Here is a 20,172-nt window from a genome sequence, read left to right as displayed (position 1 = left end):
GGCCACCTCTCGCGCGAGGCGGGTCTGGTCGACGGCCGGGTGCGAGGGGTCCGCGCGCTCGACGGCGTGCAGCAACATCCCGATGCTCGCGAGCCCCTGGGCGACGGTGTCATGGATCTCGCCGGCAAGGCGGGCCCGTTCGGCTTCGCGGCCCACCTCGCGCTGGTGTCGAGCCAGCTCGGAACGGGTCCTGACCAGCTCGGCGATCACCTCCCGCCGTGCCCGGGACTCCCGGTCGAGCGCCCGGACACCGGTGCCCAGGCCCACCGCGACGAGCGCCCCCACCGCGGGGCCCACGACCCCGGCGGGGGTGAACCCCCCGTGCATCCCCAGAGCCACCACCGCCACGGTGGCGAGTGCCGCGACCGCCGCGACCCCGGCCCACACGGGCAGGAGGAACTGGGCCAGGAAGAACAGCGGGAACGCCAGGTAGGCGGCCTCCGGCACCCGGACCACCAGGACCGACCACAGCGCCAACACCGCGGCGAGCCACCACAGCCTCGTGGTCCGGCCGGTCCCGTGCAGGTGGTCCCACACGGTCCCCGCCAGGTACACGACGGTGAATCCGACCGCGGCCGCCACCGCCACGAGGTCCGGTTCGCCCGCGGTGTCCCGGTGCGCGCTGACCAGCGTGAACGCGAGCAGGGCCGCCACGAGGGTGTGCAGGGCCACCTGGAGCTGGGTGAAGACCGCGCGCACCGCGGCCGACTCGGGAGGCAGCTCTGCGCTCGCGCGGGGGCGGGAAGGGCCGGTCACCCGGTCGACGCTAGCCGTTGCCGTCGCCCCGGGCATCCATCGAAGGATGGATGCGGCGATCGACCGTCCGGGTGCGCGAGACCATCCGCTCGGGCGATTCGGGAGACCCGGCCGGCGACGAACCTGGACGCATACCACCACGAGAGGACCCCCATGTTCTTCGCACTCCGCGACCTGCGCACCGCGCGGGGCCGCTTCGCGCTCATCACGGGCGTCGTACTGCTGCTGTCCGTACTGGTCGCCGGCCTGCTCGGGCTCACCGCGGGTCTGGCGCACCAGAGTGTGTCCGCGCTGCGGGCCCTGGGCAGCGGGGACTCGACCTTCGTCCTACCGGCCGACGAGGACGGTGCCGTGGACCTCGATCGCGCGTCCCTCACCGGCGAGCAGCTGGACCGGGTGACCGCAGCCGACCCCTCAGCCGTCCCCCTGGGCGTTGCCCGCATCCGCGTGGACGACGGGACCGAGACCGGCGCCTCGGCCGTCGCCGTGGGTCTCGGCGGCCCCGTGGGATCGTTGACGCCGCCGGCATCGGGGGAGGTCCTGACCTCTACAGGCGTCGACGACGAGGTGGGTGCCGGCGCGACCGAGCTCAGGGTCGACGGCAGCACTCTGCGCGTCACCGGAGGGGTCGGCGACCTGTGGCATTCGCACACCCCCGTCGTCGTCACCGACCTGGCGACGTGGCGCGAGCTCGCACCGCGTGGTGGGGCGGCCACCACCGTCGCCGTCTCATCCGAGGGGCCGGGGGCGTCCGGGGGCCCGGCGGCCCAGCCCGGTCTGACGACGGTGGACCCCGGGGGCCTGGTGTCCTCGCTGCCCTCACACCGCGCCGAGAACACCTCGCTGAACACCATGACGTACATGCTGCTGGCGGTCACCGCACTGGTCGTGGGAGCGTTCTTCGCTGTCTGGGGGATGCAGCGCCGCCGTGACGTCGCGGTGCTCAAGGCCCTGGGTGCGTCCACAGCCGCGGTGGTGCGCGACTCCGTCGGCCAGGCGACGATCGTCCTGGCGGTGGGCATCGGAGGCGGCGTGGGGATCGCCGCGCTGTTCGGGGTGGTCGCGCCAGGGGCGGTGCCCTACGTCGTCTCACCCGCCACCACCGTGCTCCCCGCCCTCCTCCTGGCGGTCCTCGGGCTGGCCGGAGCCGCCGTCTCTCTGCGCCCCGTCGTCTCCGCGGACCCCTCCACCGCCCTCGGTGCGCTCCGGTGATCCGGAGTCCACACCGCGACTGCGCGACCTCGTCGTCACACCCTCTACCTCTCCAGGAGAACCCCATGTCCCATGCCACCGTTAACGGCGCCGCTGACCTCGACCCCACCGCGACCGCCGGGTTGCGGATGGAGGACGTCGTCCTGACCTACCCCGACGGCGACGGCCGGCTCACCGCCGTGGACCACGTCTCGTGCCGGATCGACCGCGGCCGCAGTCTCGCGGTGACCGGACCCTCCGGCTCGGGCAAGTCCAGCCTGCTGGCCGCCGCGGCCACGCTCACCCCGCCGGATTCCGGCCACGTGTGGTTGGCGACCCGCGACGGCGAGGTGGACCTGGCGGCGGTGAGTGCTCGACGGGCGGCCGAGCTGCGCCGGACGGAGATCGGCATCGTCTTCCAACAGTCCAACCTGGTCGAGTCCCTCACCGCGCGCGAGCAACTCGAGGCCATGGGGTGGCTCGGCGGGCGGCCGTCGCGGGCCCGCCGCGCCGAGGTACGTGAGCGTGCCGATGAGTTGCTCGACAGGGTGGGCCTCGGTTCGATGGCCGGTCGGCCGGTGGGAGCACTGTCGGGGGGTCAGCGCCAACGGGTGGCCGTCGCACGAGCGCTGGTCCACGGTCCGTCGATGCTTCTGGCGGACGAGCCGACCAGCGCCCTGGACTCGGAGTCGGGCGCCGTCGTGGTGGATCTGCTCCTGGGCACGGCGCGGGAGTTCGACGTGGCGCTGATGCTCGTCACCCACGACGAGGGGGTGGCGGCGCGATGTGACGCACGCATGCATCTGGTGGACGGGGCGGTCCGGTCCGGCTAGGTGCAGCAGTTCGGGTCGAGCGCGGCACGCAGGGCGTCGATCGCGGACCCCCGGGCACGGTGGAACACGCTCATCCCGCGCCGCTCCGACTCGATCATCCCGGCCTCGCGGAGCCGGCCCAGGTGATGGGAGGTGGTCGACTCCGCGACGCCGGTCGCGACGGCCAGATCTCCTGTGCGGACCTCGCCGTCGTCACTGGTGAGCAGGAGCGACAGCAGCCGGATCCGGACCGGGTCGGCGAGGGCCTTGAGACGCAGCGCGATCTCCACGGCGTCCTCGTGGCCGATCGGCCCCGCCGATACGGGCGCGCAGCAGACCGGCGAGCTGACGTCGAGGAGGGGCAGGGCCTTGGGCATGTCCGCGAGTGTAGCGCGGGTTCTTGACGAATATCGAAAAGGCTGGTTCTCTGGGCGGTGCAACAAATTCGATATTCATCTCAGAGGTGGAGGTTCCGACCATGTCCCGTGTGCAACTCGCCCTCAATGTCGACGACGTCGACGAGGCCGTCCGGTTCTACTCGACGCTGCTGCGCGTCGAGCCCGCCAAGCGCAAGCCCGGCTACGCCAACTTCGTGGTGGAGCAGCCGCCCCTCAAGCTTGTCCTGCTCGAGAACCCGGGCCAGGGAGGCTCGCTCAACCACCTGGGCGTCGAGGTCGAGTCCAGCGAGCAGGTCCACGGCGAGATCGCGCGACTGACCGACGCCGGCCTGTTCACCGACGAGGAGATCGGCACGACCTGCTGCTTCGCCACCCAGGACAAGGTGTGGGTCACCGGCCCGGGAGGCGAGCGGTGGGAGATCTACACGGTCCTGTCCGACTCGGAGACGTTCGGGACGTCGCCGGTAGCGGGTGACAGCAACAGGAACGACGACGACGAGGCCGGCGCCGACTCCGGGGGTGGCGCCTGCTGCGCGTGAGCGGCCGGAGGGTGCGCCCGACCGGGTCCACAACACCCGCGAGGGTGGCATGGGACGGGCCCGGGCCCGGGCGCACCTAGACTGGTTCGCGGCCGTCGGCCGGTTGCTCGACGTCCCGTGATCAAAGGAAAGGCCACACCATGCTCTCCCGCATCGACCTGCGCGGTCGCACCCTCGGTACCGCCGAGCTGCGTCGCACACTCCCGCGAGGCGCCGCCGACGTCGACTCCGTCGTCGACACCGTCCGCCCGGTGGTCGAGGCGATCCGGGAGCACGGGGCCTCCGCCGCGCTCGACTACGGCGAGAAGTTCGATCGGGTGCGGCCCACCTCGGTGCGGGTCCCCGCCGAGGTCATCACCGAGGCCGGCGAGGCCCTCGACCCTGACGTGCGCGCGGCCCTGGTCGAGGCCATCCGCCGCGCGAGGATCGTCCACTCCGGACAGCGGCGCTCGGACACCGTGACCGAGGTCGCCGCCGGCGGCTTCGTCACCGAGAAGTGGGTTCCCGTCGAGCGGGTGGGCCTCTACGTTCCCGGCGGCAAGGCCGTGTACCCGTCGAGCGTCATCATGAACGTCGTGCCGGCACAGGTCGCTGGGGTCGGTTCACTCGTGGTGGCCTCCCCGCCCCAGGCCGACTCCGGTGGCTGGCCCCACCCCACCATCCTCGGCGCGTGTGCTCTGCTCGGGGTCGACGAGGTCTGGGCCGTCGGAGGCGCCCAGGCCGTGGCCCTGCTCGCCCACGGCGGCGAGGACACCGACGGACGCGAGCTCGAGCCCGTCGACATGGTCACCGGCCCCGGTAACGTCTACGTCACCGCCGCCAAGCGACTGTGCCGCAGCGTCGTGGGGATCGATTCGGAGGCCGGTCCCACGGAGATCGCCGTCCTGGCCGACCACACGGCCGACCCGGTCCACATCGCCTACGACCTCATCAGCCAGGCCGAGCACGACCCCAATGCGGCGAGCGTTCTGGTCACCGATTCCGAGCAGCTCGCCGACGCCGTCGCGCGGGAGGTCGAGGCCCGCTACACCGTCACCCTCAACTCGGGCCGCGTGCGCGACGCGCTCGAGGGCCCGCAGTCGGGCATCGTCCTGGTGGACGACATCGACGCCGGCCTGCGCGTGGTGGACGCGTACGCGGCCGAGCACCTGGAGGTGCAGACCCGCGACTCCGCCGCCGATGCCGCCCGGGTACGCAACGCCGGGGCGATCTTCGTGGGCGCCTACTCCCCGGTCCCGCTCGGCGACTACGCGGCGGGCTCGAACCACGTCCTGCCCACGTCGGGCACCGCCCGTCACTCGTCCGGGCTGAGTGTGCAGACCTTCCTGCGCGGTATCCACGTCATCGACTACGACCGCGCGGCGCTCAAGGAGATCGCCCCGACCGTCGTCGCGCTCGCCGACGCCGAGGGTCTCCCGGCCCACGGCGAGGCCGTCCGGGCCCGCTTCGAGGACCTCACCGCCGAGGAGGAGGACCAGTGACCGACACCCCCCGGCCCGGAGTCGGCCTGGACGCGCTGCCACTGCGCGAGAACCTGCGCGGCAAGAGCGCCTACGGAGCCCCGCAACTCGAGGTGCCGGTGCAGCTCAACACCAACGAGAACCCGCACCCGCCCAGTGCGGCGCTGGTCGCCGACATCGCCGCCGCGGTCTCCGCGGCGGCGGCCGACCTCAACCGCTACCCGGACCGGGACGCCGTCGACCTGCGCACCGACCTCGCCGCCTACCTCACGCGGCAGACCGGGGTGGAGCTGGACGTGGACATGGTGTGGGCGGCCAACGGCTCCAACGAGATCCTCCAGCAGTTGCTGCAGGCCTTCGGCGGACCCGGTCGCAGTGCGATGGGATTCGTCCCCAGCTACTCCATGCACCCGATCCTCGCCGCGGGCACGGACACCGAGTGGATCCCGGTCGACCGGGGCGCGAACCTGGCGATCGACGTCGAGGCCGCGCTGGCGGCGATCGCCGGGCACCGCCCCGACGTCGTCTTCCTCACCACGCCCAACAATCCGACGGGCCACGTGATCGAGCTGGACGACCTGCGGCGGCTGATCGACGCGGCACCGGGGATCGTCGTGGTCGACGAGGCGTACGCGGAGTTCTCCCCGTCGCCGAGCGCGTGCACGCTGCTGGCCGAGTTCCCGGCGAAGCTGGTCGTCTCGCGGACCATGAGCAAGGCCTTCGCGTTCGCCGGCGGGCGGCTCGGCTACTTCGCGGCCGACCCCTCGTTCGTCGACGCCGTGCTGCTCGTCCGTCTGCCGTACCACCTGTCGGTGATCGCGCAGGCCGCCGCCGCGGCCGCGCTGCGTCACGCCGAGGAGACCCTGGCGTCGGTCGCCCTGCTGGCCGAGGAGCGCAAGCGCGTCACCGCGGGGCTCGAGTCGCTCGGCTACGACGTGCTGCCCAGCGAGGCCAACTTCGTGCTCTACGGGCCCTTCGTGGACGCGCCCCGCGCGTGGCGGCGCTACCTCGACGCGGGCGTGCTCATCCGCGACGTGGGCATCCCCGGCCGTCTTCGTGCGACCATCGGGCTGGAGAGCGAGAACCACCGGCTGCTGCAGGTGAGCGCCGAGTTGGCGGGAACAGAGATCACCACGACGAGGGAGAGACGATGAGCGAGCAGGGCGGACGCGTCGGTCGCGTCGAGCGCACCACCAGGGAGTCGTCGATCGTCGTCGAGATCGACCTCGACGGCACCGGCCGGACGGAGATCGCCACCGGCGTCCCGTTCTTCGATCACATGCTCACCGCGTTCGGCCAGCACGGAGCGTTCGACCTCACGGTCCGCGCGACGGGCGACGTCGAGATCGAGGCGCACCACACCGTCGAGGACACCGCCATCGTTCTGGGCCAGGCGCTCGGGAAGGCACTGGGCGACAAGCGGGGCATCCGCCGCTTCGGTCAGTGCTCGATCCCGATGGACGAGACGCTCGCCGAGGCGGTCGTCGACGTCTCCGGGCGCCCGTACTGCGTCCACACGGGGGAGCCCGACGTCATGATCGGCTACGTCGTCGTGGGCCACGACAGCGCGCCGTACGGCACCGTGCTCAACCGGCACGTGTTCGAGACCCTCGCGTCGCACGCCCGCATCGCGCTGCACGTCCGCGTGCACTACGGGCGCGACCCCCACCACATCACCGAGGCGGAGTACAAGGCCGTCGCCCGGGCGCTGCGCGCCGCGGTCGAGCCGGATCCGCGGATCAGCGGGATCCCCTCGACCAAGGGCGCTCTGTGATGGCGAAGTGACCGCGGGGGTCACGAAGCCGGGCGCGTTCGCACAGCTGTCCCGGACCCCCGGTGTGCCGGCGGCGTTCGTCCTGGTGCTCCTCGCCTTCGGTGGCTTCTCGCTGCTCCTGCCCGTGGTGCCCCTCGCCGTGGTCCGGGGCGGGGGCAACGAGCTGGTCGCCGGTGCGACCACCGGTGTGTTCATGACGGTCACCGTGCTGGTCCAACTGCTCACCCCGAGGATCACCGCGGCGATCGGCTACCGTTGGGTGCTCGCGATCGGCAGCGCGCTCCTCGGCCTGCCCTCGGGACTGCTCGCCCTGTTCGACGGGCCGTTCGCGGTGCTGGCGGTCAGCGGCGTGCGTGGGGCGGGCTTCGGCATGATGACGGTCGCCGGCTCCGCACTGGTCGCCGAGCTCGCGCCACCCGGGATGCTCGGCCGCGCCACCTCGCTGATCGGCCTCGCGGTGGGGATCTCCGAGGCCATCTTCCTGCCTGTCGGTCTGTGGCTGCTGGAGGTCTTCGGTCTGGCCACGGTCGCCTGGAGCGCGACGGCGTTCGGTGTGGTCGGACTGCTCGCGGCGGCACGACTCCCCGACGTGCACCCCGCTCCCGCCAGGCCTTCCGACCCGTCCGCACTGGGCCGCCGGGCGATGCTCGTCCTGCTCGCCGGGCCGTTCCTGGTCATGGTGGCGGTGTCGCTGCCGTACGGCGCCGCCGCGTCGTTCCTCTCGCCCGCCCTGGACTCGATCGTCTCGGGCAGCGGCGCGGTCGTCGCGGGGGTCGGGCTCGGATTGCTGGGGGTGGGCGTGATCGTCGGGCGCACCTTCGCGGGACTCGTCTCCGACCGGCGCGGCCCCGGCGCCCTGGTCTGGCCCGGACTGGCGGTCTCGGCGCTCGGCATGGCCGGTATCGCCGGCCTGCTCTCGGTGTCGGCGAACCCGTGGTGGTTCATCGCCCCGACCGTGGTGTTCGGACTCGGGTTCGGCGCCGTGCAGAACGAGGCGCTCGTCGCCTCGTTCGAGCGGATGCCGCGCTCGCGCCTGGGGACCGCGTCCGCCTCGTGGAACATCTCCTTCGACGCGGGCACGGGTCTCGGGTCGGTGGTCATGGGTGGCGTCGCCGGTTTCGGATATGTCGTCCTGTTCACGGTCGCGGCCGGCGTGGTGCTGCTCGTCGGCGGTCCCGCGGCGGTGGGCGCCCGGCGCACCCGGCCGACGCGTGATCTGACCTCGCCCGCCACGGACGATAAAGTGAGCCCATGACCTCATCGGCCCCGCGGGTGGCGCTCCTCGACTACGGCTCGGGCAATCTCCGCTCGGCCCATCGCGCGCTGGAGCGTGTCGGCGCCCGGGTCGAGCTCACCTCGGACCACCGGGTCGCCACCGAGGCGGACGCGCTCGTGGTCCCGGGGGTCGGTGCGTTCGCGGCGTGCATGGAGGGTCTCCGGGCGGTCAAGGGGCCGCGGATCATCGGCGAGCGTCTCGCCGGCGGTCGCCCCGTCCTGGGGATCTGTGTGGGTATGCAGGTGATGTTCGAGCGTGGAACGGAGTTCTCGGACGGCGAGCACGCCGATTCCGGGGCGGCGGGCTGCGGCGAGTGGCCCGGGGTGGTCGAGCGGCTGGAGGCACCGGTGCTGCCGCACATGGGGTGGAACACCGTCGAGGCGCCCGGGCGAAGCGTCCTGTTCGCCGGCATGCCCGCCGACGAGCGCTTCTACTTCGTCCACTCCTACGGGGTGCAGCGGTGGGAGATGGAACCGTCCGACCACCTGACCCCGCCGGATGTCACCTGGGCCCGGCACGGCACGAGATTCGTCGCCGCCGTGGAGAACGGGCCCCTGTCCGCCACCCAGTTCCACCCCGAGAAGTCGGGCGACGCCGGACTGCAGCTGCTCGAGAACTGGATCAGATCCCTTGGCTGACCGCCGGGGTCGCCCGGCGCCCGTGTCGTTCGCGCTACTGGCGTTGGGGGTCTCCGGGGCGGGGGTCCTCTCCCTGGGGCTGACGGCCCTGGCGGTGGCGCTGCTCCCGCTGCCGCCGGTGGGCCGGGCGGTCGTGGCGCTGGTCGGGGTGGTCCTGACGGTCGTGGCCATGGGGGTCGTGTCCACCCGCATCACCGATCGGGCGATCCGTGCCGAGTACGGGGACGAGCCCGCCGTCGAGGTCGGGGTCGACTCCGGCGTACACCCCGGGGAGCCGTCGGAACCGGCCGAGGGCGATGGGGAGCACCCCCGGGCGGACGGACTACGCTGATGCCCGTGACCAACGCTTCTTACCTCGAACTCCTGCCCGCCGTGGACGTCGCCGACGGGCAGGCCGTCCGTCTGGTGCAGGGGGAGGCCGGGACCGAGACCTCGTACGGATCTCCGCTCGAGGCCGCGATGCAGTGGCAGCGGGACGGGGCCGAGTGGGTCCACCTGGTGGATCTCGACGCCGCCTTCGGACGCGGGACCAACCGCGACCTCCTGGCCGAGGTGGTCGGCGCGCTCGACGTCAAGGTCGAGATGTCCGGGGGGATCCGCGACGACGACTCGCTGGAGGCCGCCCTCGCGACCGGCTGCGCCCGGGTCAACCTGGGGACCGCCGCCCTGGAGAACCCGGAGTGGTGCGCCTCCGCGATCGCCCGGCACGGGGACCGCATCGCGGTGGGGCTTGACGTCCGTGTGGTCGACGGCGAGCCCCGACTCCGTGGCCGCGGGTGGGTGTCCGACGGGGGCAACCTGTGGGAGGTGCTGGAGCGCCTCGACAAGGACGGGTGTGCGCGGTACGTCGTCACCGACGTCTCCAAGGACGGCATGCTCAACGGTCCGAACCTCGAGATGCTCTCCCAGGTGTGCTCGGTCACCGGAGCGCCGGTGGTGGCGTCCGGCGGGGTGTCCTCCGTGGCCGACCTCGAGGCCATCGCGACGCTGGTGCCCGAGGGCGTCGAGGGCGCGATCGTGGGCAAGGCCCTCTACGCCGGTCGCTTCACCCTCCCCGAGGCGCTGGCCGCGGTGAGCGTCCGCTGAGCCGGCTGTGACCACCAGGCGGCTCCACCCCACCCCATGACCTCGAGCAGGAGGCCCGAGATGACCGATCAGACCGGAAACACCCTGCCGACGGACCTGTCCGTCGACCCCGCGGAGGCGCTCGCCCTGGCGGCCCGCGTGCTCGAGGAGGTCACCCCCCGCTTCGTCGAGGGACTGGGTGCCGAGGGCACGCGCGCCAAGGGCTCGCGCAACGACTTCGCGACCGAGCTCGACCTCGAGCTGGAGCGTCGGATCTCTGACGCCCTGCGCGAGGGCACCGATCTCGAGGTGCACGGCGAGGAGTTCGGCGGCCCGCCGGTCAACGAGGGCACGCTCTGGGTGGTCGACCCGATCGACGGCACGGCCAACTACTCCCTCGGCATCCCCACCACCGGCATCCTCGTCTCGCTGGTCCACGAGCGGCAGCCCGTGCTCGGGCTGACCTGGCTTCCCCTCCTCGGCCTGCGGTTCACCTCGATCGCCGGGGGCCCGCTCAAGGAGAACGACGAGGAGATCCCGCGGATCGCCGACGTCTCCATCCGCGACGTCGCGCTGGGCCTCGGGTCGCTCAACACCGGCGCCCGCACCACCTACCCGCCGGCCTATCGACGAGAGGTGTTCGAGCAGCTCACCCTCGACGCCGCCCGCACCCGCAAGTTCGGGTCGACGGGGGTGGACCTGTCGTTCGTGGGTTCCAGCCGGTTGTCCGCTGCGGTGAGCTTCGGCAACTACGCGTGGGACAACGCCGCGGGCGCCTCCCACATCCGCGCGGCCGGGGGAGTGGTCACCGACCTGACCGGTGAGCCGTGGTCGATCGACTCCCAGTCGATCCTCGCCGCCGGCCCGCGAGCGCACGCGGAGGTGCTCGGCACCATCCGCGAGCTCGGCGAGCCGGGCAACTTCTTCGAGGCGGGCCGTCGCCGGGCCACCCCCGGTCCCGACGGCAACCGCCCGTGGCTCGACGGGGAGCGGTGACCCGGGCATGACACTCGCCACCCGGGTGATCCCGTGCCTCGACGTCGACGCGGGCCGCGTGGTCAAGGGCGTGAACTTCCTCGATCTGCGGGACGCCGGTGATCCGGTCGAGCTGGCAGCCGCCTACGACGCGCAGGGCGCGGACGAGCTGACCTTCCTCGACGTCACCGCGTCGTCCTCGGGGCGCGGGACCATGCTCGACGTGGTCACACGCACCGCGGAGCAGGTCTTCATCCCCCTCACCGTGGGCGGCGGGGTACGCGCTGCCGAGGACGTCGACCAGCTGCTCCGCGCCGGGGCGGACAAGGTCAGCGTCAACACCGCCGCGATCGCGCGTCCGGAGCTGCTCGAGGAGCTCAGCAGGCGCTTCGGCTCCCAGTGCATCGTCCTGTCCGTCGACGCCCGGACGGTGCCGGAGGGCGAGGCCCCCACACCATCGGGATGGGAGGTCACCACCCACGGTGGCCGCCGGGGCACCGGGATCGACGCCGTCGAGTGGGCCCGGCGTGGCCAGGAGCTGGGGGTGGGGGAGATCCTGCTCAACTCGATGGACGCGGACGGCACCAAGGCGGGCTTCGACCTGGACATGGTCCGTGCGGTCCGTGCGGCGGTGACGATCCCCGTGATCGCCTCCGGCGGGGCCGGCGCGGTCGAGCACTTCGCCCCCGCGGTCAAGGCCGGCGCCGACGCCGTTCTCGCGGCCAGCGTCTTCCACTTCGGCGAGATGACGATCGGCGACGTGAAGAGGGCCATGGCGGCCGAGGGGATCACGGTCCGATGAGCGATCCGGCCCTGGACCCGACCATCGCCGACCGGCTCACCCGGAACGCGGAGGGTCTGATCGCTGCCGTCGTGCAGGACGCGACCTCCGGTCGGGTCCTCATGATGGCGTGGATGGACGACGCCGCCCTCGCCGAGACGCTGGCCACGCGGCGCGGGGTGTACTTCTCGCGCTCGCGCGGGACGCGGTGGGTCAAGGGGGAGACCTCCGGCCACGTGCAGCACGTGCGCAGCGTGGAGATCGACTGCGACGGCGACACCGTCCTGCTGAAGGTGGACCAGACCGGGGCAGCCTGCCACAACGGCACGGTCAGCTGCTTCGACACCGACACACTCCTCGGGGAGGACTGAGCCCGTGCCCTTCATCCAGATCAACCAGCTCGACGGGATGGACCCCGAGTCCAAGTCCCGGGTGATCGAGGCCGTCACAGCCGCCTACGCCGAGGCCGCGGGCAAGGACCCGGCCAAGGTGTGGGTGCTCGTCAACGACATGCCGCACGACTCGTTCGGGATCGGCGGCCGGGTCGTCGGATGAGTACCAGGACCACCACCTTCGAGCAGTTCCGGGCGCTCGCCTCGGGCCACCGGGTCGTCCCCGTGGTGCGCACGGTGCTCGCCGACTCCGAGACGCCGCTCTCCGCGTACGACAAGCTCGCGGCCGACCGGCCCGGGACCTTCCTGCTGGAGTCGGCCGAACACGGCCGGTCGTGGTCGCGGTGGTCGTTCATCGGCTGTGGGTCGGCCGCGGCGTTGACCGTCGACGACGCGGGTGAGGCCATGTGGTTGGGGCACGTGCCCGCGGGGGCTCCGACGGGCGGCGACCCGCTCGACGCCCTGCGCCGGACCCTGGACCTGCTGAGGACCGACCAGATCGAGGGCCTGCCGCCGCTGACGTCCGGGCTGGTGGGTTACCTCGGGTACGACATCGTGCGCCGACTCGAGCGCATCTCCCCGGACACCACCGATGACCTCCACATCCCCGAGCTCGTCCAGATGCTGGCCACCGACCTGGCGGCGTTCGACCACCACGAGGGCCGGATCCACCTGATCGCCAACGCGGTCAACTGGGACGGTAGCGACGACCGGGTCGAGGAGGCCTACGCCGACGCGGTGGCCAGGGTGGACTCGATGACGGCGAGGCTCGCGGCTCCCGGCGCCGGCGGGGTCAGCGTCTTCGACACACCGGATCCGCGGATGCGCCGCCGCACCGACGAGTCGACCTACCACGCGCGGGTGGCCGACATCATCGAGCAGATCTACTCCGGGGAAGCCTTCCAGGTGGTGCTCAGCCAGCGCTTCGAGGTCGACAACTCGGCCTCGCCGAGAGACGTCTACCGGATCCTGCGCACGACCAATCCGAGCCCCTACATGTATCTGATGACGGTCCCGGACGGCAGCGGGGACGACGGCTTCGGTGGCACCGCGTTCACCATCGTCGGATCGAGCCCCGAGGCCCTGGTCAAGGTGCAGGACGGGCTGGCCACGACCCATCCGATCGCCGGGACCCGGCCGCGGGGTGAGGACGACGAGCACGATGTCCTGCTGGCCAAGGACCTCGTGGAGGACGCCAAGGAGAACGCCGAGCACCTCATGTTGGTGGATCTGGGTCGCAACGACCTCGGCCGCGTCTGCGAGCCGGGTTCCGTCGTGGTGACCGAGTTCCGCCAGGTCGAGCGGTACAGCCACGTGATGCACCTGGTCTCCACCGTGACCGGCCGCCTGGCGGAGGGGCGCACGGGCATCGACGCCGTCACGGCCTGTTTCCCGGCCGGCACCCTGTCGGGCTCGCCCAAACCCCGCGCGCTGCAGATCATCGAGGATCTCGAGGACACCCGTCGCGGGGTCTACGGGGGAGTGGTCGGTTATGTCGACTTCGCCGGCAACGCCGATCAGGCGATCGCCATCAGGTCCGCGGTGCTCAAGGACGGGACCGCCTACGTCCAGGCCGGTGCCGGGATCGTCGCCGACTCGGTCGCCGCATCCGAGGACGAGGAGTGCCGCAACAAGGCGATGGCGGTCCTCCGCGCCGTCGCGGCGGCGGACACCCTGAGGCCCGCGGGCCCCACGGGAGGCGCTGAGGGTGCGGACACGCCGGGGGAGGGCCGGTGACCCAGAACGCCCGGCTCCGCATCCCCGTCGTGCTGTTGCTCCTCGGCGCCGTCTTGTTGTGGATCGCCTCCCGGATGGTGTGGGTCGACGTGGTCGCGTTCAACGACCAGTCGGGTGAGGCCCGGCGCAGCCTGACGGGTGCGCAGTGGCAGCCGGCGCTCGTCCCGTTGGCGGTGGGTGCTCTCGCCGCGGTGGCCGCGGTGGCGCTGGTCCGGGGGACGGGGGCCCGGGTGGTCGGGGCCGTCATCGCCCTCCTGGGCCTGGCCACCGGCGCGCTGCTGTTCTCGACCGTCGGCGGAGTGGACCAGGGCCGGGTCCACTCCACGGTGACGGGTGAGGAGGAACTCGGCCGCACCAACGCGGGCCCGGGGACGGCCGGTGCGCAGGCGGTGCCGGAGTGGTCGGAGATCACGGAGATCTCGACCCGGTCGGTCGGTCCGGTTCTCACCGGAACAGGAGCGCTGGCCCTCGTCGCCGCGGGAGCCGTCCCAATGATCTGGCCGACCCGGAGGGTTCAGCGGGATGATCGCTATGTGACCCCCGGGGCGCGCCGCGGTGACCCGGAGGCCGGGGAGGACACCGGGGACACCGGTCGTGACCTGTGGCAGGAACTCGACGACGGGCGCGATCCCACGGGCTGAGCATCCCCGACCGGGTCCCGATTCTCGGAACCCCGCCTGCTGCCTCTATTGTTGATCTCGATCACACTTCCTGCCCGAACACTGCAGAGGGAGGTCACGGTGGGTACCGTGCTCGACTCGATTATCGACGGGGTCCGCGAGGACGTCGCGGCCCGCGAGGCTGTCATCGACCTCACTGCGGTCAAGAAGGCGGCCCGGTCGGCGCCGGAACCGCGTGACGCGCTCAAGGCGCTCCGGGGGGCCGGGGTCGGCGTCATCGCCGAGGTCAAGCGCGCCAGTCCCTCGAAGGGGCCGCTCGCCGAGATCCCCGACCCCGCCGTGCTGGCCCGGATGTACGAGGAGGGCGGGGCCCGCGTCATCTCCTGCCTGACCGAGGAACGCCGGTTCAACGGCAGCCTGGCGGACCTGGACGCCGTCCGCCGCGCCGTCGACATCCCGGTCCTCCGCAAGGATTTCGTGGTGGGCCCGTACCAGATCCACGAGGCCCGGGCGCACGGCGCGGACCTCGTGCTGCTCATCGTGGCCGCGCTGGAGCAGGACGCGCTGGTGTCCCTGCTGGACCGGACGGAGTCGCTCGGGATGACGGCACTGGTGGAGGTGCACACGGAGGAGGAGGCGGACCGCGCCCTCGAGGCCGGCGCCACCGTCATCGGTGTCAACGCCCGGAACCTCAAGACCCTCGAGGTCGACCGCGACGTGTTCTCCCGCATCGCTCCCGGCCTGCCGTCCGGGGTGGTCAAGATCGCCGAGTCGGGCGTCCGTGACGCGTCCGACCTCCTGTCGTACGCCAGCGTGGGCGCGGACGCGGTGCTCGTCGGCGAGGGCCTGGTGACCAAGGGCGACCCGCGCGCGGCGTGCAACGCCCTGGCCACGGCGGGTTCCCACCCGTCCTGTCCGCAGGGACCCCGCTAGGCCCCCGTCGCACGCTTCCGGCAGACTGGGAGCCGTGAATTCTAACGAGCTGACACCGCTGCCCTCGATGGGAGACGTGCTCCGGACGACGACCGGACACGAGCCCGACCAGCGAGGCCACTGGGGAGCGTTCGGCGGCCGCTACGTCCCGGAGGCGCTCATGGCGGTCGTCGACGAGGTCGCCGACGCCTACGCCAAGGCCCGGGCGGACGACGCCTATCTCAACGAGCTCGATCGTCTCCAGCGCGACTACTCGGGTCGGCCGTCGCCGCTGTACGAGGCGGGGCGTTTCGGGGCCGAGATCGGCGCCCGTGTCTTCCTCAAGCGCGAGGACCTCAACCACACCGGATCGCACAAGATCAACAACGTCCTCGGCCAGGTGCTCCTCGCGCACCGCATGGGCAAGAAGCGGGTCATCGCCGAGACCGGGGCCGGCCAGCACGGCGTCGCCTCCGCCACCGCCTGCGCCCTGCTCGGGCTGGAGTGCAAGATCTACATGGGTGCGGTGGACGTCCGTCGTCAGGCGCTCAACGTCGCGCGGATGCGTCTGCTCGGCGCGGAGGTCGAGGCCGTGGAGGTCGGTTCCGCGACCCTCAAGGACGCGATCAACGAGGCGATGCGGGACTGGGTCTCCCGGGCGGACGACACCTACTACGCGTTCGGCACCGCCGCCGGCCCGCACCCGTTCCCCGCCATGGTCCGCGACTTCCAGCGGGTCGTGGGCACCGAGGCGCGCGCCCAGATCCTGGAGCGGATCGGGCGCCTGCCCGATGCCGCCGTGGCGTGCGTGGGCGGAGGGTCCAACGCGATCGGGTTGTTCCACCCGTTCATCGACGACTCCTCGGTCCGCCTGGTGGGCTGCGAGGCGGGCGGCGACGGCGTGGCGTCCGGTCGCACCGCCGCGACCGTGAACGCCGGGAGGCCGGGCGTCTTCCAGGGCTCGTACGCGCACCTCATGCAGGACGAGGACGGCCAGACCATCGAGTCGCACTCGATCTCGGCGGGACTGGACTACCCGGGCGTCGGGCCCGAGCACTCGTACCTGTCCGACATCGGTCGCGCCGAGTACCGGCCGGTGACCGACACCCAGGCGATGGACGCGTTCGCCCAGCTGTGCCGCACCGAGGGGATCATCCCCGCGATCGAGTCCGCCCACGCGATCGCCGGAGCGGCGCAGCTCGCCGCCGAGGGCGTCGACCTGATCCTGGTCAACGTCTCGGGTCGCGGTGACAAGGACGTCGATACCGCCGCCCGGTGGTTCGGTCTGTTGGGCGGGGGGACCCCACCCGAGGCCGGGGTGGACTCGAGCCGGGGTGCCGACGACGGCGAGGGCGACTACGCGGACGGGGGAGTCGAGGGATGAGCGTTCTGAGCGAGGTCTTCGAGCGGTGCCGTGCCGAGAACCGGGCCGCCCTCATCGGCTACTACCCGGCGGGGTACCCGACGGTCGAGGGGTCGATCGAGGCCGTGCGGACGATGGTCGCGGGCGGGTGCGACGTCATCGAGGTGGGTATCCCGTACTCGGATCCCATGATGGACGGTCCCACCATCCAGGCGGCCGCGGACGTGGCGCTGGAGGCCGGCTTCCGGATCCGGGACACCTTCGCCGTGATCCGGGCCGTCGCCGAGGCCGGCGCGGTCCCGGTCGTCATGAGCTACTGGAACCCGATCCTCCAGTACGGCGTCGACCGGTTCGCGGAGGACCTCGCGGCCGCCGGCGGGACCGGGGTCATCACACCGGACCTCATCCCCGACGAGGCGGAGGACTGGATCGCCGCCACGGACGCACACGGGATCGACCGGGTGTTCCTGGTCGCGCCGTCGTCGACGCCCGAACGGCTGGCCATGACGCTGTCCCACACGAGCGGTTTCGTCTACATCCAGGCGGTCATGGGTGTGACCGGAGCGAGGGACGTGGTCTCCGACGCACCTCGCACGCTCACCGCACGGGTCCGTGAACACTCGGACCTCGCGTGCGGCGTCGGACTCGGGGTGCGCAACGGTGACCAGGCCGCGGAGATCGCCTCCTATGCGGACGGCGTCATCGTGGGGTCCGCCCTCATCACCGCGGCCACCGAGGGGGGCCAGGCCCTCGCCCGGCTGACGGCCGAACTCGCGGCGGGCGTGCGTCGGCCGGGGGCCGGCTCGTGATCCCGAGCCCGCCCCAGGGGGTCTGGGAGCTCGGGCCGTTCCCGCTGCGCGCCTACGCACTGTGGATCATCCTCGGCATCGTCGTGGCCATCTGGTGGGGTGAGAAGCGATGGGTCGCCCGTGGCGGGCGCGCGGGGGTCGTGCTCGACACCGCGCTGTGGGCCGTCCCCTTCGGTCTCGTGGGTGGTCGCCTCTACCACGTGGCCACCGACTGGTACCGCTACTTCGGGGAGGGCAGGAACCCGGTCGACGCGCTGAAGATCTGGGACGGCGGTCTGGGGATCTGGGGCGCCGTCGCGCTGGGCGCGGTCGGCGCCTACATCGGCCTGCGCCAGCAGGGCATCCGGGCGATCGGTGCGTTCGGCGACGCGGTCGCCCCGGGCATCGTCCTGGCACAGGGGATCGGGCGCCTGGGGAACTACTTCAACCAGGAGCTCTACGGTCGCGAGACGGACGTGCCCTGGGCGCTGGAGATCTACCAGCGCTACGACGAGACCTACGGGTACTCCGAGACCATCGGTCGCTCCACCGGGCAGGTGCTCGCGACCGTGCACCCCACGTTCCTCTACGAGTTGCTCTGGAACGTCCTGGTGGCCGTGGCGCTGGTGGTGATCGATCGCAGGTTCCGCCTCGGACACGGACGGCTCTTCGCCCTCTACGTGGCCCTGTACTGCTTCGGGCGGTTCTGGGTGGAGTTGCTCCGCGCGGATGCGGCGACCGAGATCCTCGGGTTGCGGATCAACACGGTCGTCTCGGTCGTCGTCATGGTGGCCGCACTGATCTACGTGTGGCGGGCACGCCGGGGCCGCGAGGACCCGTCGGACCTGCGTGCCCCCGAGGACCTGACCGGCGGGTCCCCGGAGGACGCACCCCCGTTGGCCGGTCGTTGACGTTGCGTTAACCGGTCATCCCGGTGAGGGGACTAGATTGGTACGGGTGAACCGTCGTACCAAGATCGTCTGCACCCTGGGTCCCGCCGTCGCGTCGGAGGCCGGCATCCGTGAACTCGTCGATGCCGGGATGAACGTCGCCCGGCTCAACTTCAGTCACGGAGACCATGCCGACCACGAGGCCAACTACCGCTGGGTCCGCAAGGCCTCCGACGAGTCGGGGCACGCCGTCGGTGTGCTCGCGGACCTCCAGGGCCCCAAGATCCGGCTCGGCCGCTTCCTCGAGGGCCGCCACGAGTGGGCGGAGGGCGACGAGGTCGCCATCACCGTCGCGGACGTGGAGGGCACCAAGGACCGGGTCTCCACGACCTACAAGGGGCTGGCGACCGACGCCCGACCCGGCGACCGGCTGCTCGTGGATGACGGCAACATCGGCCTGACCGTCCAGCGGGTCGAGGGCGACGACGTCCACTGCGTGGTCACCGAGGGGGGCACGGTCTCCAACAACAAGGGCGTGTCCCTCCCGGGGATGAACGTCTCGGTTCCGGCGCTGAGCGAGAAGGACATCGCCGATCTGCGCTTCGCCCTCGCGCTGGGTGTCGACTTCATCGCCCTGTCCTTCGTCCGGTCGCCGGCGGACGTCGACCTGGTGCACGAGATCATGGACGAGGTCGGGGTGCACGTCCCGGTGATCGCCAAGCTCGAGAAGCCCGAGGCGGTCAAGAACCTCGAGTCCATCGTCCTGGCCTTCGACGCGATCATGGTGGCCCGCGGCGACCTGGGCGTGGAGCTTCCCCTGCAGGACGTGCCGCTGGTCCAGAAGCGGGCGATCCAGATCGCGCGGGAGAACGCCAAGCCGGTCATCGTGGCGACCCAGATGCTCGAGTCCATGATCACCAACTCGCGGCCCACCCGGGCGGAGGCGTCCGACGTCGCCAACGCCGTGCTCGACGGGGCCGACGCCGTGATGCTCTCGGGTGAGACCTCCGTCGGCAAGTACCCCATCGACGCGGTGCGGACCATGTCGTCCATCGCCCTCGCGGTCGAGGCCGACTCCACCGCCGCGCCGGACCTCGTCCACATCCCGAGGACCAAGCGTGGGGTCATCTCCTACTCGGCCCGCGAGATCGGGGAGCGGCTGGGCGCCAAGGCGCTCGTCGCGGTGACCTCGACCGGGGACACCGTCCGCCGGCTCGCCCGCCTGCACAGCCACCTGCCCCTCATCGCCATCACCGGCGATCCCCGCATCCGGAGCCAGTTGGCTCTCACGTGGGGAACCGAGACGTTCCTGACCGACCGGGTCCACGAGACGGCGGAGCTCGTCAAGGTGACCGACGAACTGTTGCTCCCCCTCGAGGGGTACAACGAGGACGATCTCATCGTGATCGTCGCGGGCAACGTGCCGGGCGTCGAGGGGTCGACCAACTTCATCCTCGTGCACAGGATGGGCGAGGCGGACCACTGATCACCTTCGGGTAACAACTCGGTAGCGCCGGTGAGCACCCGCTCACCGGCGCTTTTGTATCTATTCGTGCTTTTGACGTGACAGGGCCGAGATACATCTGTTACCTTTTTGGAGGCCACCGGGGAAGCCGGTCGGCCCGCCGCTTCGCCAACGCACCGAACTCCGAGGTTTCCCCTGATGTCCGACGCCACTCGAATCACCTTCACCGAGCTCGCCGATCGACTCGGTGTGGCCGGCTCCGGCGCGACCGCCGGCCGCCACCGTGCCGCCCGTTCCGCGAGCGGCATGGGCCGCATCGTCGCCGGCGCCGTCGCCGGTG

The 20,172-nt window shown here is 71.8% G+C and carries 23 protein-coding genes; 21 read left to right on the top strand and 2 right to left on the bottom strand.

Going from position 1 to position 20,172, the window contains the following annotated elements; translation table 11 throughout:
* The coding region (locus G6031_RS03655) for a histidine kinase (RefSeq protein ID WP_347238433.1) at window positions 1–756 on the bottom strand (756 nt) is incomplete at its 3' end.
* A 153-nt stretch (window positions 757–909) separates the two neighbouring features.
* Between G6031_RS03655 and G6031_RS03650 the strand changes: the two genes are divergently transcribed.
* Both G6031_RS03650 and G6031_RS03645 read left to right on the top strand, forming a co-directional pair.
* A complete protein-coding gene (locus G6031_RS03650) occupies window positions 910–1,968 on the top strand; it encodes an ABC transporter permease (protein WP_182652470.1) in 1,059 nt (352 codons plus the stop codon).
* A gap of 65 nt (window positions 1,969–2,033) precedes the next feature.
* Window positions 2,034–2,780, top strand: coding sequence for an ABC transporter ATP-binding protein (locus G6031_RS03645; RefSeq protein WP_182652469.1), 747 nt, complete (start codon window positions 2,034–2,036; stop codon window positions 2,778–2,780).
* On the opposite strand, the gene G6031_RS03640 is transcribed toward G6031_RS03645, so the two are convergent.
* Window positions 2,777–3,136: an Rv2640c family ArsR-like transcriptional regulator gene (locus tag G6031_RS03640; RefSeq protein WP_182652468.1), complete on the bottom strand. Its 360-nt coding sequence runs from the start codon at window positions 3,134–3,136 to the stop codon at window positions 2,777–2,779. The two genes, G6031_RS03645 and G6031_RS03640, sit on opposite strands and share 4 nt — an antisense overlap.
* 101 nt (window positions 3,137–3,237) lie before the next feature.
* Here G6031_RS03640 and G6031_RS03635 point away from each other — a divergent pair, with 101 nt between their 5' ends.
* The 19 genes from G6031_RS03635 to pyk all read left to right on the top strand — a co-directional run bounded on the left by G6031_RS03635 (window position 3,238) and on the right by pyk (window position 19,853).
* Entirely contained in the window at window positions 3,238–3,696 is a 459-nt protein-coding gene (locus G6031_RS03635) for an ArsI/CadI family heavy metal resistance metalloenzyme (protein WP_182611138.1), read from the top strand.
* Window positions 3,697–3,836: 140 nt separating this feature from the next.
* Complete coding sequence (gene hisD, locus G6031_RS03630) at window positions 3,837–5,177, top strand: histidinol dehydrogenase (RefSeq protein WP_182652467.1); 1,341 nt, start codon at window positions 3,837–3,839, stop codon at window positions 5,175–5,177.
* Complete coding sequence (locus G6031_RS03625) at window positions 5,174–6,310, top strand: histidinol-phosphate transaminase (protein ID WP_182652466.1); 1,137 nt, start codon at window positions 5,174–5,176, stop codon at window positions 6,308–6,310. Before hisD ends, G6031_RS03625 begins: the two co-directional genes overlap by 4 nt.
* Window positions 6,307–6,930, top strand: coding sequence for an imidazoleglycerol-phosphate dehydratase HisB (gene hisB, locus G6031_RS03620; protein WP_179525136.1), 624 nt, complete (start codon window positions 6,307–6,309; stop codon window positions 6,928–6,930). Before G6031_RS03625 ends, hisB begins: the two co-directional genes overlap by 4 nt.
* Before the next feature lie 7 nt (window positions 6,931–6,937).
* Window positions 6,938–8,185 carry an MFS transporter gene (locus G6031_RS03615; protein WP_182652465.1) on the top strand — a complete coding sequence of 416 codons (1,248 nt, stop codon included), beginning with the start codon at window positions 6,938–6,940 and terminating at the stop codon, window positions 8,183–8,185.
* The gene (gene hisH / locus G6031_RS03610; RefSeq protein WP_182652464.1) at window positions 8,182–8,844 is read left to right on the top strand and encodes an imidazole glycerol phosphate synthase subunit HisH; all 663 of its coding nucleotides are present in this window, start codon (window positions 8,182–8,184) and stop codon (window positions 8,842–8,844) included. Before G6031_RS03615 ends, hisH begins: the two co-directional genes overlap by 4 nt.
* Before the next feature lie 22 nt (window positions 8,845–8,866).
* A complete protein-coding gene (locus G6031_RS03605) occupies window positions 8,867–9,175 on the top strand; it encodes a hypothetical protein (protein WP_182652463.1) in 309 nt (102 codons plus the stop codon).
* Window positions 9,175–9,930 carry a bifunctional 1-(5-phosphoribosyl)-5-((5-phosphoribosylamino)methylideneamino)imidazole-4-carboxamide isomerase/phosphoribosylanthranilate isomerase PriA gene (gene priA, locus G6031_RS03600; RefSeq protein WP_179525140.1) on the top strand — a complete coding sequence of 252 codons (756 nt, stop codon included), beginning with the start codon at window positions 9,175–9,177 and terminating at the stop codon, window positions 9,928–9,930. Before G6031_RS03605 ends, priA begins: the two co-directional genes overlap by 1 nt.
* A 60-nt stretch (window positions 9,931–9,990) precedes the next feature.
* The gene (locus G6031_RS03595; protein WP_182641516.1) at window positions 9,991–10,905 is read left to right on the top strand and encodes an inositol monophosphatase; all 915 of its coding nucleotides are present in this window, start codon (window positions 9,991–9,993) and stop codon (window positions 10,903–10,905) included.
* 7 nt (window positions 10,906–10,912) lie between these two features.
* Complete coding sequence (gene hisF, locus G6031_RS03590) at window positions 10,913–11,686, top strand: imidazole glycerol phosphate synthase subunit HisF (protein ID WP_179525142.1); 774 nt, start codon at window positions 10,913–10,915, stop codon at window positions 11,684–11,686.
* Window positions 11,683–12,036, top strand: a complete 354-nt coding sequence (gene hisI / locus G6031_RS03585; RefSeq protein ID WP_182652462.1) for a phosphoribosyl-AMP cyclohydrolase — start codon at window positions 11,683–11,685, stop codon at window positions 12,034–12,036. The genes hisF and hisI overlap by 4 nt, the downstream gene beginning before the upstream one ends.
* A gap of 4 nt (window positions 12,037–12,040) precedes the next feature.
* Window positions 12,041–12,220, top strand: coding sequence for a tautomerase family protein (locus G6031_RS03580; RefSeq protein ID WP_179525144.1), 180 nt, complete (start codon window positions 12,041–12,043; stop codon window positions 12,218–12,220).
* Window positions 12,217–13,794 (top strand): anthranilate synthase component I, encoded by a 1,578-nt coding sequence (locus G6031_RS03575; RefSeq protein WP_182652461.1) that lies wholly within the window; start codon window positions 12,217–12,219, stop codon window positions 13,792–13,794. Before G6031_RS03580 ends, G6031_RS03575 begins: the two co-directional genes overlap by 4 nt.
* A complete protein-coding gene (locus tag G6031_RS03570; protein ID WP_182652460.1) occupies window positions 13,791–14,435 on the top strand; it encodes a TIGR02234 family membrane protein in 645 nt (214 codons plus the stop codon). Before G6031_RS03575 ends, G6031_RS03570 begins: the two co-directional genes overlap by 4 nt.
* A gap of 99 nt (window positions 14,436–14,534) precedes the next feature.
* Entirely contained in the window at window positions 14,535–15,347 is an 813-nt protein-coding gene (gene trpC / locus G6031_RS03565; RefSeq protein WP_182652459.1) for an indole-3-glycerol phosphate synthase TrpC, read from the top strand.
* Window positions 15,348–15,414: 67 nt separating this feature from the next.
* Window positions 15,415–16,710 (top strand): tryptophan synthase subunit beta, encoded by a 1,296-nt coding sequence (gene trpB / locus G6031_RS03560; RefSeq protein WP_095717257.1) that lies wholly within the window; start codon window positions 15,415–15,417, stop codon window positions 16,708–16,710.
* A complete protein-coding gene (trpA, locus tag G6031_RS03555) occupies window positions 16,707–17,498 on the top strand; it encodes a tryptophan synthase subunit alpha (RefSeq protein ID WP_095717256.1) in 792 nt (263 codons plus the stop codon). The genes trpB and trpA overlap by 4 nt, the downstream gene beginning before the upstream one ends.
* Window positions 17,495–18,388, top strand: coding sequence for a prolipoprotein diacylglyceryl transferase (gene lgt, locus G6031_RS03550; RefSeq protein ID WP_182615582.1), 894 nt, complete (start codon window positions 17,495–17,497; stop codon window positions 18,386–18,388). Before trpA ends, lgt begins: the two co-directional genes overlap by 4 nt.
* Window positions 18,389–18,434: 46 nt before the next feature.
* Window positions 18,435–19,853 carry a pyruvate kinase gene (gene pyk, locus G6031_RS03545; RefSeq protein ID WP_182644359.1) on the top strand — a complete coding sequence of 473 codons (1,419 nt, stop codon included), beginning with the start codon at window positions 18,435–18,437 and terminating at the stop codon, window positions 19,851–19,853.
* Window positions 19,854–20,172: the final 319 nt, after the last annotated feature.

The sequence above is a fragment of the Dietzia sp. CQ4 genome, assembly GCF_014145125.1.
GTDB lineage: Bacteria > Actinomycetota > Actinomycetes > Mycobacteriales > Mycobacteriaceae > Dietzia > Dietzia natronolimnaea.
This window is presented reverse-complemented; position numbering and strand designations above follow the sequence as displayed.

Coding starts and splice junctions, on each gene's coding strand:
- hisH (WP_182652464.1), top strand. CDS start 8,182: ATGACCTCATCGGCCCCGCGGGTGGCGCTCCTCGACTACGGCTCGGGC.
- G6031_RS03635 (WP_182611138.1), top strand. CDS start 3,238: ATGTCCCGTGTGCAACTCGCCCTCAATGTCGACGACGTCGACGAGGCC.
- G6031_RS03645 (WP_182652469.1), top strand. CDS start 2,034: ATGTCCCATGCCACCGTTAACGGCGCCGCTGACCTCGACCCCACCGCG.
- G6031_RS03595 (WP_182641516.1), top strand. CDS start 9,991: ATGACCGATCAGACCGGAAACACCCTGCCGACGGACCTGTCCGTCGAC.
- hisB (WP_179525136.1), top strand. CDS start 6,307: ATGAGCGAGCAGGGCGGACGCGTCGGTCGCGTCGAGCGCACCACCAGG.
- hisD (WP_182652467.1), top strand. CDS start 3,837: ATGCTCTCCCGCATCGACCTGCGCGGTCGCACCCTCGGTACCGCCGAG.
- G6031_RS03575 (WP_182652461.1), top strand. CDS start 12,217: ATGAGTACCAGGACCACCACCTTCGAGCAGTTCCGGGCGCTCGCCTCG.
- trpA (WP_095717256.1), top strand. CDS start 16,707: ATGAGCGTTCTGAGCGAGGTCTTCGAGCGGTGCCGTGCCGAGAACCGG.
- hisI (WP_182652462.1), top strand. CDS start 11,683: ATGAGCGATCCGGCCCTGGACCCGACCATCGCCGACCGGCTCACCCGG.
- G6031_RS03640 (WP_182652468.1), bottom strand. CDS start 3,136: ATGCCCAAGGCCCTGCCCCTCCTCGACGTCAGCTCGCCGGTCTGCTGC.
- trpB (WP_095717257.1), top strand. CDS start 15,415: ATGGGAGACGTGCTCCGGACGACGACCGGACACGAGCCCGACCAGCGA.
- G6031_RS03650 (WP_182652470.1), top strand. CDS start 910: ATGTTCTTCGCACTCCGCGACCTGCGCACCGCGCGGGGCCGCTTCGCG.
- priA (WP_179525140.1), top strand. CDS start 9,175: ATGCCCGTGACCAACGCTTCTTACCTCGAACTCCTGCCCGCCGTGGAC.
- hisF (WP_179525142.1), top strand. CDS start 10,913: ATGACACTCGCCACCCGGGTGATCCCGTGCCTCGACGTCGACGCGGGC.